This window comes from Sphingobacterium sp. Ag1, from assembly GCF_000988325.1.
Classification (GTDB): Bacteria; Bacteroidota; Bacteroidia; order Sphingobacteriales; family Sphingobacteriaceae; genus Sphingobacterium.
Genome location: NZ_LBGU01000044.1, coordinates 939230 through 953389 on the forward strand (window position 1 = coordinate 939230; position 14160 = coordinate 953389).

General features: G+C 39.8%; 12 protein-coding genes and 1 pseudogene. 11 read left to right on the forward strand and 2 right to left on the reverse strand.

Annotated elements, in window-relative coordinates:
- Positions 1-97 precede the first annotated feature (97 nt).
- Positions 98-898 carry a CPBP family intramembrane glutamic endopeptidase gene (locus AAW12_RS24790; protein WP_046676266.1) on the reverse strand — a complete coding sequence of 267 codons (801 nt, stop codon included), beginning with the start codon at positions 896-898 and terminating at the stop codon, positions 98-100.
- 115 nt (positions 899-1013) lie between these two features.
- Here AAW12_RS24790 and AAW12_RS24795 point away from each other — a divergent pair, with 115 nt between their 5' ends.
- The 6 genes and pseudogenes from AAW12_RS24795 (at position 1014) to AAW12_RS24815 (ending at position 6616) form a co-directional block, all read left to right on the forward strand.
- Positions 1014-1601, forward strand: a complete 588-nt coding sequence (locus AAW12_RS24795; RefSeq protein WP_046676267.1) for a hypothetical protein — start codon at positions 1014-1016, stop codon at positions 1599-1601.
- 228 nt (positions 1602-1829) lie between these two features.
- Entirely contained in the window at positions 1830-3176 is a 1347-nt protein-coding gene (locus AAW12_RS24800) for a Gfo/Idh/MocA family protein (protein WP_231585348.1), read from the forward strand.
- A gap of 303 nt (positions 3177-3479) precedes the next feature.
- Entirely contained in the window at positions 3480-4226 is a 747-nt protein-coding gene (locus tag AAW12_RS24805; RefSeq protein ID WP_231585349.1) for a phosphatase PAP2 family protein, read from the forward strand.
- Entirely contained in the window at positions 4213-5733 is a 1521-nt protein-coding gene (eptA, locus tag AAW12_RS24810; RefSeq protein WP_046676269.1) for a phosphoethanolamine--lipid A transferase EptA, read from the forward strand. Before AAW12_RS24805 ends, eptA begins: the two co-directional genes overlap by 14 nt.
- A 24-nt stretch (positions 5734-5757) precedes the next feature.
- Positions 5758-5948, forward strand: a pseudogene (locus AAW12_RS26410) (class D beta-lactamase); the annotation flags it as partial.
- 50 nt (positions 5949-5998) lie between these two features.
- Positions 5999-6616 (forward strand): class I SAM-dependent methyltransferase, encoded by a 618-nt coding sequence (locus tag AAW12_RS24815; RefSeq protein ID WP_046676270.1) that lies wholly within the window; start codon positions 5999-6001, stop codon positions 6614-6616.
- A 72-nt stretch (positions 6617-6688) separates the two neighbouring features.
- Here AAW12_RS24815 and AAW12_RS24820 read toward each other — a convergent pair whose 3' ends face one another.
- Positions 6689-7030, reverse strand: a complete 342-nt coding sequence (locus AAW12_RS24820) for a winged helix-turn-helix transcriptional regulator (protein WP_046676271.1) — start codon at positions 7028-7030, stop codon at positions 6689-6691.
- Between the two features lie 93 nt (positions 7031-7123).
- On the opposite strand from AAW12_RS24820, the gene AAW12_RS24825 reads away from it, so the two are divergent.
- The 5 genes from AAW12_RS24825 to AAW12_RS24845 all read left to right on the forward strand — a co-directional run bounded on the left by AAW12_RS24825 (position 7124) and on the right by AAW12_RS24845 (position 14131).
- A complete protein-coding gene (locus AAW12_RS24825) occupies positions 7124-7414 on the forward strand; it encodes a redoxin family protein (protein ID WP_046676475.1) in 291 nt (96 codons plus the stop codon).
- 10 nt (positions 7415-7424) lie between these two features.
- On the forward strand, positions 7425-8228 hold the full coding sequence (locus AAW12_RS24830; RefSeq protein WP_046676272.1) for a DNA alkylation repair protein: 804 nt from the start codon (positions 7425-7427) through the stop codon (positions 8226-8228).
- A gap of 182 nt (positions 8229-8410) precedes the next feature.
- On the forward strand, positions 8411-11176 hold the full coding sequence (locus AAW12_RS24835; protein ID WP_046676273.1) for a carboxypeptidase-like regulatory domain-containing protein: 2766 nt from the start codon (positions 8411-8413) through the stop codon (positions 11174-11176).
- 17 nt (positions 11177-11193) lie between these two features.
- Positions 11194-12510, forward strand: a complete 1317-nt coding sequence (locus AAW12_RS24840) for a DUF4876 domain-containing protein (protein ID WP_046676274.1) — start codon at positions 11194-11196, stop codon at positions 12508-12510.
- Between the two features lie 67 nt (positions 12511-12577).
- Positions 12578-14131, forward strand: a complete 1554-nt coding sequence (locus AAW12_RS24845; RefSeq protein WP_156167771.1) for a DUF6850 family outer membrane beta-barrel protein — start codon at positions 12578-12580, stop codon at positions 14129-14131.
- The last annotated feature ends 29 nt before the right edge of the window (positions 14132-14160 follow it).

Genomic DNA, 14160 nt, shown 5'->3' on the forward strand with positions numbered 1-14160 from the left:
TGATCGTTGTAGCTTCGTATCTACAAGATGTCGATATGAATAAGAGAAGATATGTTTGAAAAAGCTTTTGCCGACGCCTTGTGCATCGATTATGGGATTAATGGATCTGGTTCCTATTGTTCCTTTGAAACGATGTTTTTTTTGATAGTCTATAGACGATGAGAATACCCAAAAGCATTACAATCGTATAGGCAATAAACGCGATGTTTTCAGACTGATTTTCGCTACCCTTTGCAACACTTTCTACCCATAAACCTGTATTGTTTTTAAATCCAAACGCCCAATGGGTCAGGTTCCAGCCAAAGTGTAGTCCGATAGATAGTGCTATATTGCGGGTTCTTAGTACTGCGAGACCAAAAAGTACAGCTCCAAGTCCTGAACCCAGTACTGCCGCCTTTAGTGTAAAACCGGTAAATAAATGTTCTAAAATAAAAACAAGTACCATAATTGAGAAGGCCACAACAGTGCCGAGTTTATCTTTCAATCGCCATAAGAAATAGGTTCTAAAGACCAACTCTTCCCGACAGGCGACGAAAAAGTATAGAAGAATATGTATTGTCAGTATTTTTGGGTCGATAAATACCTGTTTTTTAAAAGATACTTCGGCAAAATTTGTTAGTATTATAGCCATAAGGCCGACCATAACAAAACCTAAGCATAAGCCAGCGCTAAAATTGAGCACACTCTTTTTGTTAAACCCTAACCCAATTTGAGAAAAACTAATTTTATCCCAAGCTTTAAACAGGTAAACTAAAGCCAAGCTAAGGAATGTCGCGAGGCAGAGTGAAAGTAAATCAGGCAACGCTGTCTGTTTGGTCACAGCGGCAGCGAAAGCAAACAACACCAGCGAAGCCACGTAAAATAATATTACTTTTAGGTATATGGTTTCTCTTTTCATTTCCTAACTGTTTGGTAAACGTGAATTTACACTATTTTTGAAGAAATAGTGAAGGTTATCTGAAAGAGTGGTGTGCTTTTTGTTTATAGGGGAGAAAGATTAGAGAAATAATAATATGAAGTATCCTTATTTAGGAATTAGTATGGTATGTGCGACCCTAGCGAGCATGGCCAATTCAAGGGCTGTATTTGCCGGAGAGCAATTAGCTGTTCAACACATTGAATATGTGCAGGTAAATTCAGACTCATTGAAGGTTGAACAATTAGCAACAGCGCTGAGAAAGGTGAAGCCTATCAGTTCGGCTGATTTTAAGGCAAAGTTCAAACCGGAAATCAACGGATTTAAGCTCACAGAGGTGACGGCTTTCGAGGATGCGGAGACAGGATCTTACGCAACGGCAAACTATGTGAAGGGAGAGCAAAATATTTATTTGATGGTTACCGACGGAGCCGGTCCAGGTTCGGATCAGGTAAAGTTAAATTTGATGAACTATATCGACCTAAAATCAATTGAAGACCTAGGAACCAAAATGCAGGTTAAGCCTTATAAAGGTTGGCTGGCGTCTTTTGACTGGAGCATGTTTGAAAATGATGGTTTGACTAGCATTCAATATCTCGAATCAAATCGATTTGCAACTGTCTCTTCAGCAAATAATGTAGCAATTGAAGAATTAGAGAGTTTTTTGAATAGTTTTAGTCTATAAGAAAATTGGCACAGTCCCGGAACCTTTAATCAAAGCCGGGACTCAGTCCATCAAACGGATTTAATCCATTCCCCGACTGCTAATAGTCGTTAAATATCTATATCTTCCGAGCCTTTCTTTCCGTAATTTCCCAGATTATCCGCTCTATAGCTGCGCTTGTTGATGCAATATTTTATTGTTTATTGCTTATTTTTCTTATATTAGGTAATAAACCAGCAAATTGTGTCTATGTTCAATCTAAATCGGAGAAAATTTATTCAAGGAGCGGGAGCAGTCTTAACTTTATCCGCTTTGCAAGTTAAAGGTCTGTCGTTTAAAGATGCGATTAAAAATTTTCGGGTCGGATTGATCGGTGCGGGTTGGTATGGGAAGAGTGATTTGTTCCGTTTAATGCAGGTTCGGGATGTTGATGTTATCGCCATATGTGATGTTGACGACAACCATTTGCAGGAGGCGGGGCGATTAACTGCTGAGCGCCAGGTTTCAAAAAAGGTTCCAAAGCTTTATAGAGATTATAGGGAGATGCTCGCTAACCATAAATTCGATCTTATCCTTATTGGCACACCGGATCACTGGCATGCAAGACAGGCTATAGACGCGATGCGTTCGGGGGCTCACCTTTATTTGCAGAAACCCATCAGTGTGGATGTACTTGAGGGCGATGCCATATGGCGCGCGGCAAGAAAATACAACCGGAAAGTGCAGGTAGGGACCCAACGGCGGAGTACGGCGCATCTCATCGACGCTAAGAAGCGGGTGGTCGATAGCGGCCTGCTTGGTAAGGTTTCGCATGTGGAGATGTGCTGCTACTATCATATGCGGAAAAATGGTAACCCGCCTACACAACAAGTTCCAGAGTTCTTAGATTATGAGTTATGGACAGGACCGGCACCTTTACGAGCTTACGATGGTTTACCGCATGGCAGCTGGTGGCGAACCTTTATGGCTTATGGAAATGGGATAACCGGCGATATGGGGATGCATATGTTTGATACGGTACGTTGGCTTTTGCAACTTAAATGGCCCAAAAGCGTGAGTGCCAAAGGCGGTATTTATGTCCAAAAAGAAGGCAAATCGACGATTGCAGATACGCAGACCGCTCTATTTGAATACGAAGATCTTAACTGTGTCTGGCAACATAGGACATGGGGAGCAGCAACAGACCCTGAATATCCTTGGGCATTTGTTATATACGGTGACAAAGGTACTTTAAAGGGAAGTGTGATGAAATATGAGTTCATTCCCATCGGAGAAGGTGAGACTATCCGAAAGGATGTTATCTTAGAAAAAGAGACGTTTCCTAAAGATCTGGAAGAGCATCGAATAGAACTGCATACAGCTCCGGCAACGCGACGACATATGCTTGATCTTTTATCAGCAATTGAAAATAATCACCTACCTGTAGCCGATATTGAAGAAGGCTATATCTCCACCGCAAGTTGCATATTAGCCAATTTGTCGATGCAGTTGAATCGGCCCCTGGTTTATGATCCTACGCAAAAAATATGTATTAATGACCCTGAAGCAACTCAATTATTGCAGAGAGGGTATCGCAGTCCATGGCAACATCCGTAATAACAATATCAAGCGACGGATACCGGCAAATGGAAAAAACGCACCCGTCAAAATATGCCATGCGTATGGACCGATTTGGCATTTATCAATATATAGGACGTTCCTGACCTAACGGCAAAGGGATCCAATAGATTAAACAAAATATGTTCAAGCTTAAAATTCTAAATTTCTACAGAATTCGAACCGTTCTTTACTCGATTAAAAGACGAGTAGACGATGAATATGAATTCGACGATAACCCATAATTATGCTAGGCTTAGAAAACCTTTGTTCTTTCTACCTATACTTCTATTAGTTCTGCTCATGCTATTTCTCTATTTTAATCATGCATTGAATGTATATGGCTATACGGTCATTCAGAAGAATAGCTTTTTCACAATAAATGCTTACCTCGGACAATATCCAAATCTTGAGTCTAATTTTACACAGTTTGGAGATTGTTTAATTAGCCTGTCACTATTGAGTGTTTTTGTATTATATGCGCCTAAATTATGGGAAGCATTGATATCAGCATCGCTAATTTCAGCTTTTTTTTCCATTGTTTTAAAAGTGGCATTTGCTGTACCACGACCTGCAGCGGTGTTTAATCAAACGAGTTTTTTGATTACTGGTAAGATGCTTCTTGGTAACAATAGCTTGCCTTCGGGCCATTCCATTACGATATTTACAACGCTGACCGTTATCATGTATGCTTTTATGCCGCAACGATTGAGTTATAAAATAATGTGGTTTTTTGGTTTAACATGTATTGGGTTAATGCTTGCTTTATCTCGCGTCGCGTTGGGGGCACATTATCCATTAGATGTAGTTAGTGGCTGTATTATAGGATATGTTTCGGGGCTGCTCGGAATTTTTTTTAGCAGGGAATTTAAATTATGGAATTGGGTCAACGACCAACGGTATTATCCAATTTTCATTTTATTATTCCTCGTTTTCAGTATAGTATTGGTCAATAGAATAATTAATGATAATTTGCTAATATTTTATTTTACATTTATCTGCTTAATTAGTACACTTTATAAAATCATTACCGTTTATGCTAAAAAATAGCTTAAAACTAGTTCATTTTGTCCTTTTCATGAGTGTGTTGAATTTTATATTCTTCCATTTTCCATTTTATACTTTTGTTTTTAAAAATGTTGATTATAAGAGTTTTGGGGGCATTGTTCTGATCGGCAGTCTAATGATTTTGATGCTGGTGATGAATGCTTTTGTACTTTATCTATTTTTTTCAGCCTCGCGTCGCTTCGGAAAATCGATACTTGTGTTGTTCTTTCTGATCAATTCAGTAGCCGTTTATTTTGTAAATACCTATAGCGTTATTTTGGATGAAACCATGATCGGCAATATCTTGAATACCCGTTATTCCGAGTCCAGCGGTTTCTTTTCCCTGAAATTGATCGTTTATCTCGTTTTTCTCGGTATTATTCCCAGTATCTTCATTATTAAAGCAAAAATAATAAAGGATAAACCAAAGAAGTTCTTTATCACTTCGTCACTTTCGCTATTATTTATCGTTATTTTAATATTCGCCAATGCGACTAATTGGTTATGGATCGACAAGAATTCGAAGACTTTGGGCGCACTTGCCATGCCGTGGTCTTATACCGTCAATATTTCGCGTTTTTACATTCACGAACATCAAAAAAATAAAAAAGAGATTTTATTGCCAGATGCGACGATAACTGACCACAAAAAGACAGTGGTTGTCCTTGTTATTGGTGAATCTGCTCGAAGGGATAACTTTTCCTTATATGGCTATCAAAAGAATACAAATCCGCTACTTTCCAAAACACCCAACCTTTATCATTTTGACGCAACTTCTTGCTCTACCTATACGACGGCAGGGGTAAAATGTATATTGGAACATAAAAATACAGATGATTTGTACGAAATCCTGCCGAACTATCTCTATAGAAATGATGTCGATGTGATCTGGCGAACAAGTAATTGGGGGGAGCCACCTGTACATATTAAAGAATATGAAACAAATGATCAACTTGCCACAAATTGTAAGGGTGAAGGATGTGCTTACGATGAGGTACTTTTAACAGGTCTAAAGGAGCGAATATCCTCCAGTAAAAAAGATAAAATTTTTGTTGTGCTCCACACAAGTACAAGCCATGGGCCAACATATAGCAAAAAATATCCCGCTCAATTCGAACTGTTTAAACCTGTATGCAATAGTGTTGAACTCGGGAACTGTTCTAAAGAAGAGTTGATCAATGCTTATGATAACACCGTGGTTTATACAGATTATATTTTACATAATCTGATTGAGGATCTAAAACAATTGAAGGAATATAAGAGTGCCATGTTGTTCGTCTCGGACCATGGCGAATCGCTGGGTGAAAATAACCTGTATATGCACGGATTGCCGATGAGCATTGCACCAAAAGAGCAATACGAGATTCCCTTTATTGTTTGGGTGTCTGATCATTCAAAACAGTTGAAACCAAATAAAACGTTGACCCAAAATCACGTATTTCACAGTGTGTTGAAATTTCTGGATATGAAAAGCCCTATTTATGATGAAAATATGGATATTTTCGAATAGACAGGACTGCTGGGTACAGTTTGGTCTAAAACGGGCTGGACTATGGCCAATCAGATCAACACCGAATGGTGGATAGGTTATGTTGAGCAAAAAGAAAAGATTTATTTCTATGCAACGCGGCTTATTCAGGACCGCAAGTTCAATCGTCCTGATTTCTCGCGCTGCCGCAAAGAGATACGCGGAAAGTCTTTAAGGAGCTAAAAATTTTGCCCTAAACCTTAGGCATTAGATATCAATCATCAAATTTTACCAGGACAATAGACAGATGGAAAATTTTAATCGAAAGAAGCATTGGGAAGACATATACGAAAACAAGCCGCTGGAATCAGTGAGCTGGTATCAGCCCAATCCAGAAGCATCGCTACATTTTATAGAGCAAGCTAACCTCCCAAAAAAGGCGAAAATCATCGATATAGGTGGTGGTGACAGTTTCCTGGTTGATTTCTTGCTGAAAGCAGGATTTGAAGATATTACTGTATTGGACATATCCAACGCGGCAGTTGAACGAGCGAAGAAGCGATTAGGGGATGAGGCGACTAAAGTCAAATGGATTGTTTCGGATATCTTGGATTTCGTTCCCGACGCAACCTATGATTTTTGGCATGATCGGGCCACCTTTCATTTTTTGACTGTTCGCCAGGAGATTGATCGTTACATCAAAATCGCAGATCAATCAATTGCGGTGGGAGGTATTTTAGTTGTTGGAACTTTTTCTGAACAGGGGCCAAAGAAATGTAGTGGCATTACTATTAAACAGTATTCAGCACAATCAATAAGCGATTTATTCCAGACATGTTTTAGGAAAATTGAATGTATGACTATTGACCATATAACACCCTTCGACACGAAACAGCATTTTGTGTTTTGCAGTTTTCGTAAATAGATGTCATAGCAGGGGTGAACGCATTTCGTACAAATAGCGCATCGGTGTGTGAATCGAATCTGCCCCTTTGTGCTAATTTTTATTGGAATTTTCCAATAAAAGTTCTCCCCAGGCATTTAATTTCCAGAGTACTTCCACTAAACTTTTCCCTAAGGGTGTCAATGAATACTCTACTCTGGGAGGAAGCTCATGGAAAGAGTGTTTACTTAAAATACCATCATTGACCATTTCGGCCAATTGTTGGTTTAGCACCCGTCTATCAACTGTTGCAATACCACGAAGCATTTCACTTGGGCGTTTTTCCCCTTCATTGATACGCCAGACAATCGGAATTTTCCATTTCCCACTAATTGCATTGACGGCAAATTCCAATGGACATATTTTTTGTTTTATTGCTTTCTCTGTTATACTCATAAAATTGACTTTTTTGCCCCATAGGGATAATAATATGCGGTATTGTGATTGTGCATTTACTTTTAAAACTTTGCAGAAATAACGTACAGCATCATGAAAAATTTAGAACACAAAATTGCTAAATTAAATGCGAATTTAGCTAATCTTCGTCTTGAAATAAAGGAAATATTTGGCAGATCCATTCAGGATCTTCAGTCTGGCGATCTAACCGAAAAGAGCCTGCAGATCGGGGACAAGGTCCCGAATTTTAGTTTGATGAATTCGCTGCATAGCGAAATTGAGCTCGGAAAACTTCTGGAGAATGGAAAGGTTAGCGTGGCCTTTTTCCGCGGCAACTGGTGTCCTTACTGTAATCTCGAGCTAAGACTAATATTGATGCGTTAATCATACAGCTATGAGCAAAGTACAACGTAAAGGGGCAAGGCGGACAGCTGATATTTCAATAGACTGCCTAGCCAGTCTGAACCGCGGTGAAATTGAAACTGCAAATCTTGTAGAGTGGCTAGCTGTTGACCAACGGCTTTTACTTGCGCACATTCTTCAGCAGAATGCGCGCATTCACTACTTAAAGCCAATCTTGTTGCTGTTGGAGCAGTTACAGAAACCGACGGTAAATTCCATCAATGAAACGATCGGACGTGCGCTGTTCGACATGATCACACAAAATCGTGATAATACCTTCCTGACAATATTATCCAATCATCCTGCAGATCTCGTGCGTTGCTGGGCGACCTACGCGATTGGAAATGATAAACAGCTTGAAATTGAGGAACTGCTTTCATCAATACGTCCTTTTGCTGCAGATACACATTTTGGTGTACGAGAAATCAGCTGGATGGCCATCCGTAATAGGATAGCTTTTGATTTGGACAGGAGCATTACCTATCTGAACCTATGGGCGATGGAGAAGGATGAAAATGTGAGGCGTTTTGCTTCGGAGTCGACCCGACCGAGGGGCGTATGGTGTAAGCACATCGATCGGTTGAAGCAGGAACCAAGTCTAGCCTTGCCTATTTTAGAACCCCTAAAATCCGATCCTTCAAAATATGTTCGGGATAGCGTCGCAAATTGGCTGAATGACGCAAGCAAAAGCCAACCTGGTTTTGTTAGAGCACTTTGTCATCGTTGGGAAGAAGAAAGTAATACCAAGGAAACACACTACATCATTCGAAAAGCATTACGCACAATTTCGAAGTAAAAATTATCCGTGTCAGTATTCTGTTTTTTGCGTCTTTCTAGTTCATATTTAATTTTTTATGCAGTAGTTTATTTAGAATTATTAAAAATAATTTGAAATACTGCGGTAAAATACGTTACATTTGCATCTGTTTAGAATCATTTTAAATAGATGTGCCTTTTTGTGCGCTTTTATTCTCACTTATGAAAAAGCTCTATTGGACTAGTTTTATTTTACTTTACACAATTGCAGTTGCGCATGCACAGTCGATATACATCCGGGGAAAGATCACTGATAGTAATAAGAAAGTCCTATTGGGAAGTACTGTTATTTTGGATCAACTAGGACTCTCCAGTATGAGCGATGGCCGTGGTGAATATCGTTTAACCATCCCTAAAGAGCAGTATGGCAAACTTGTTACGCTATCGGTTTCCTACATTGGTAAGAAAAAGGTTGAAAGGACAGTCCTGTTAGATTCGATGCAAAAGATTGAAAATTTTTTGTTGCAAGATATGAGTCTTGCTCTTGAAGAAGTTGGGGTACAGGCGAAGAGAGGGGAGTTGAGCAACTCATCACTCGTATTTGATCGCGAAATGATTGAACGTTATCCGGCGCTAAGTTTAAACGATCCGCTGAACCGATTGCCAAACCGAAAGAATACAGCCCCTTCTGTGCAGGAGATGCAAAATCTGACGCTGAGAGGTGCTTTTAGTGAGACTACGGGACGATCGCGAGACGCGAATGAACTGAATAACTCCTTTGGTGTCGCTATTATAATGGATGACATGGTTTTGGGTAACAATGGAAATATGCAAGGGCGGAATGCTGGAATATTTGGTATGTCTTCCTCAACGAATGCAATTAGACCTTCAGATTATGGTTTAACTGGTCGACCGACAACGGGAAAATTCTATTCTGGAGAAAATGTTTTTAGCGGTCTGGATCTGCGTCAGATTCCGATAGAAAATATCGAACATTTGGAAGTTATTTCTGGCGTAGCACCGGCACGCTATGGCGATTTATCAAATGGTGCCGTTATTATCGAAAGGCAGGCAGGCAAGACTCCGGCTTTTTTTAGGCTTCAAGTGCGGAGCAATGCAACTTCATATGGTCTGTCTAAGGGAATGCAGCTCGGAAAAAAGCTTGGGACAATTAATGTGGATTTAGGTTATGTGCAGTCTTACGCAGACAATAGAGATAAGCTGAAACAATACGACCGCGTAAACGGAACTTTGATATGGACAAACTATTTTGGTCCAGATAAGCGTCTGAAACAAACCTTCTCAGGCTCTTACAATAAAGTTATTGATCAGGTCCGAAAAGATCCAGATGATCCACTCTCGAATGCCATTTCTTTTGGCGGCTGGGGTTGGAATGCTGCTAGCCGAACCAGTTACAAATTGGACCATAAATTCCTTAAAAGCATTAGTCTCAATGCAGGAATAAGTTCAACACTGCAGAAAACCTATCGGGAGTATTACTATAATGGTGCAGTCGTGCTTTATACCGATTCTGTGCAAACTGGAATTGTAGAGGGACAATATGCACCGGGTCAGTATACTGCGCTAGATCATGTGGATAATAGACCATTGAATTTAAATGCCCGATTGGAAGGAAATGCCATCGCAATTACCGGCGATATTATCCACAAAATAAACTTTGGAAGTAACTATAGTTATGACATCAACCGTGGAAAGGGGAGAATTGCAGATCCTTCTATTCCCAAAAAGGATCTTGGAGCGAGATCGGATAGGTATTATGATTTTTCATTAACAAACGCTTTGCAAAATCTGGGCTTGTATGCGGAGGATGCTATGCGGACAAAAGTATGGGGAAAGGATCTTAGCATGTGGGCGGGCGTTCGCTGGGATCTTATGAATGGTCACTATTCTATTTCTCCAAGAACGAACATCAATTATTCACTTTCTAAATCAACTCAGATTGGGCTAGCATACGGCTTGTCCTTCAAATCTCCTGGATTAGCACAACTATATCCCGGGCCTACTTTTGATGAAATTATATTGCTCAACTCTTATAATGGTAAGGTTGACGAAAGTATGGCATTGATTTACTTGCGGCGTTATGAAAAAGATAATAGCAATCTCAAAAGTAGTGTAGGGCAAACGCTGGAATCATCGTTTTCATGGCATAAGAATGGGCATCAGCTACGTACGAATCTTTTCTATAAGAAAAATACGCGCGGAATCAACACGGTTACGGCTGATCAACTCATTGACTTGCCTACCTATACGGCTACTGTGGTGCCCGGGGGTAAACCAATAGTTGAACAGACGGGGACGAGAAGCTATTTAATGTCCAATCTGTACTTTGCCAATAGTAATAAATCGTCCAATATTGGTGCGGAAGTCATGTATTCTACACCTAGAATTCAACAGATTATGACAACTTTCTCCGCTACTGCCGCATTTACCCTAGCCAATTCTAGTTCAAGTGCGCTGAGCCGTTTGAATTTTAATGCCGAAAAGACAGCGTTAGATGACGTTATCCTTGGATTTTTTCCGTCCAAATCTACCAAGAACTATTTAAGTCGAGCGCAGTTACGAAGTTCAACTCATTTTCCGGCTTTGCGTTTGATTATTGAACTGAGTGCAGACTGTGAATTATTAAACTACAATAAATCTAATTACCGAGATATTATTCCTGTAGGATATTATACACGTGATTATACATATCATACCATTGATCAATTTGATATAAACAATGCGAAGCATCTCGAATTATACACAGCAAGGAAAAATGAAGCTGACTTGGCAAATATTGAAAACAACTATGTCTACTGGAACTTTGGTCTCAATATGGCCAAGGAAATAGGCAAGAATATTTACCTGTCATTTAACGTCTATAATTTTCTGGATTACCAACCGCGCTTTTATAGGGAAGGAGCCTCTTCAGTGCAAGCCCCCAATTCATCTCCCAACTATGGCGCCCAACTGACTTATAAATTTTAACATAAAAACTAAACACAATGAAAACTCGTTACTTAATTCCTTTTCTCTTTTTACCTTTTATCTCCTGTAAAAAAGATAATACACCCGGTGTACAACCGCTGGATATTAAGCTGAATTTAAAATATGCTTCTGAAAATTTTAATACCAAGTTGGACTTAAGCAAGGTTATTGTTAAGATAACCAATCTGGCAACAAAAACCAGTGCTACATATTCTTCGTCCCAAGGTGTGGTCAACCTGACTTCTATTATACCGGGTGAATATGATATTGATGCTTCTATTACGATACCCAAAGCACAATACAACAGTTTGACAGGAGAATCAAGTATTGAGGACGTGACATTCAATGCTTCGCTGAAAAAAATCAGTTTAACCAGTTCTACGACTTTGGATATGGAATTGGTTGCAGGTCTATTGGGCGACTTTGTCATCAAGCAGATTTACTATGCAGGTTCTGATAATAAAGAAGGAGCGGTATTCAGGGATCAGTTTTTTGAAGTTTACAATAATACAGAGCGTGTTTTATATGCCGATAGTCTTTACTTTGGCCGGTTATGGGGAAGGCAATCTCCGACCAGTCAATCCGATTACTATCAATCCAATGGCCAATTGGACTGGCGTAAATCTTCAGGAATGGGCGGCTACGAATCAGCAAATACAGACTATGTTTACTTAAGAGATTTATTTATGATTCCTGGCAATGGAAAGACCTATCCAGTGGAACCCGGCAAAAGCATTGTAATTGCGCAAAATGCGCTAAACCATAAAGCACCGTTTGTTGGTAATAATGGAAAAGAAGTAGCCATCAAGAATCCGGATCTTACAGTAGACCTGAGCAAAGCTAATTTTGAGGTTTATTTTGGAGATATCCCTGGTAAAACTCCTTTTGCAACAGATATTGACAATCCGGCTGTTCCCAATGTGGAGATATTGGATTATGCGGGGAATGACTGGATATTGGATAATTTAGGGCGGGATGCTTATGTTATTTTTAAGCACGCGAATCGTTCAGACGTGGAGAATTTGAAGAGCTATGCGGAACCGTCCATCAGTGTTCCGACTTCCACCGCAAAAAAATACAGACAGTTACCTGTCGGTTGGATTATGGATGCCGTAGAAGTACAGCCAAACACCAAGGACGCGAGAATTCCTAAAAAATTGACGGCGTCACAGGATGCAGGTTTTACTTTCGCACCATTAGGTGGCTATTCATCGCAATCTGTAATTCGCAAAACCGAAAAAACGAACAATGGAGTTCGTAAATTAAAAGATACAAATAATTCCACAGAAGATTTTATCGCGATAAAAGCAAATCCATTTGGATTTGGTGATTAATGAAAAACGGTTATTCCCAATACCAGCTTTTTCGTTGGAAAGCTGGTATTTTATAAAAAATACCTGAATGAAAAGTGTGAGATACATCATGTTATTTTGGGGGGCTTTCTTAGCCTACCACGCTGTCTTCGGGCAGAGTACGTCTAATTCTTTAGATTCAACAGCAGCTTTGACCTATTGGTATCAGCCATCATTTGTGATAATGCATGATATGGCCATACGAAATAGGGTATGGATTCCTGAGGAAGTCAAAAATAGATCTTCTCTATTTGGTATTCGGCACAGCAGGGGGCAAGGAGACTTTAAGGCGGCGCAAGGAACTGATGGTCTCATTCAATCCCAATTGTATACGGAAGGGAAGACCGATTGGCGTAAAACTAGCTTTTGGGGGAGATTTTCATATGATCGCTCCGCAGAAGACAGTACTGCTTTGCGCCATCAGTCACGATGGAATGTCGATGCGCCATTGTATTTTGGTTCGTTGCGAAAAAATAAATACAGTCGAGAGACCTATAAGCTCGATGCGGGAATCCAAAGAGCATTCTTCGATGCTAAGCTCCCGATTTCCCTTGGCATCGATTATCGATTAGGCTCTCACTACTCCAATAATGATCCAAGAGGCGATATCAAGGACATGAACCTGCAGTTTGAATTGAGTGTTGGTCACAATCTGCCAACATTTTCTTACCATATTGCTGGTATTTGGGGATATGGTTCTGAACGGGTCAACGTGGGCTATAAAAATGACAAGTATACAACCAATACAGAAGACCCATTGTATGTCAATTGGATGATGAACGGTTTTGGAAGTGCGAGTGAGCGACTAAAAGAGATCAATTACAACGATATCATTCACCGTAAAGGCGTCGGCGCGCATATCTTGCTGAAACCCAATGATAGGAATAAGATCTATTTTAATAGTCGCTATCTAAATGAAGAACAATCATTCAGACGAAATGATAACTCAAAACAGACCTATTTGTCCTTAAATGATTATAAAAAAGATATCGGATCAATCGATTTTTTATGGAGCCGGCAGATGCATCGTAAGCGATTGCTAAGAGTAGCGCTGCAGGGACAAATTGAAAATGGACAGGATTTTAATTATAGTTATCTAGCAAATAACTACACCTATCGTCGGCACGAAATTTCGTTTAAAACTCAATTAGCCGTACATCAGTATTTGTTTGAAGGCCATGCTGGTATGTATAAGACCGAGAAAAAAGATGGTGTTAGTGGTAACCAAATGGAATTTGATCAAGTTAAACTGGGATTGGGACTGAATCGAACATTCCGGCTCGGCCAGTCGGCCGATATAATAGGAACAATCGGCTATACTAAACAATGGTCACCAAGCCATAATCTCTACGTATCTGAGTTGAATACAGGGGATTTTGGAAAGCAGATACTGTATCAAGATTATCTTTACGACACCGCTCCACGTAATAGCTGGAATATGTCCTGGGTATGGGGCACGCATCATGCAAAGAACAATTGGAGCATACAGCTCCAGATGGATTATCAGTGTAGGGGTAATTTGGTACCGATAGACTATACGTTGTCAAGTGTACCGGGTAAAAATTGGTTTCTGGGTAAATTGGGGGTTTCTTATATATTTTAAAATAGTTATCGTACTTGTTTATAAGCATA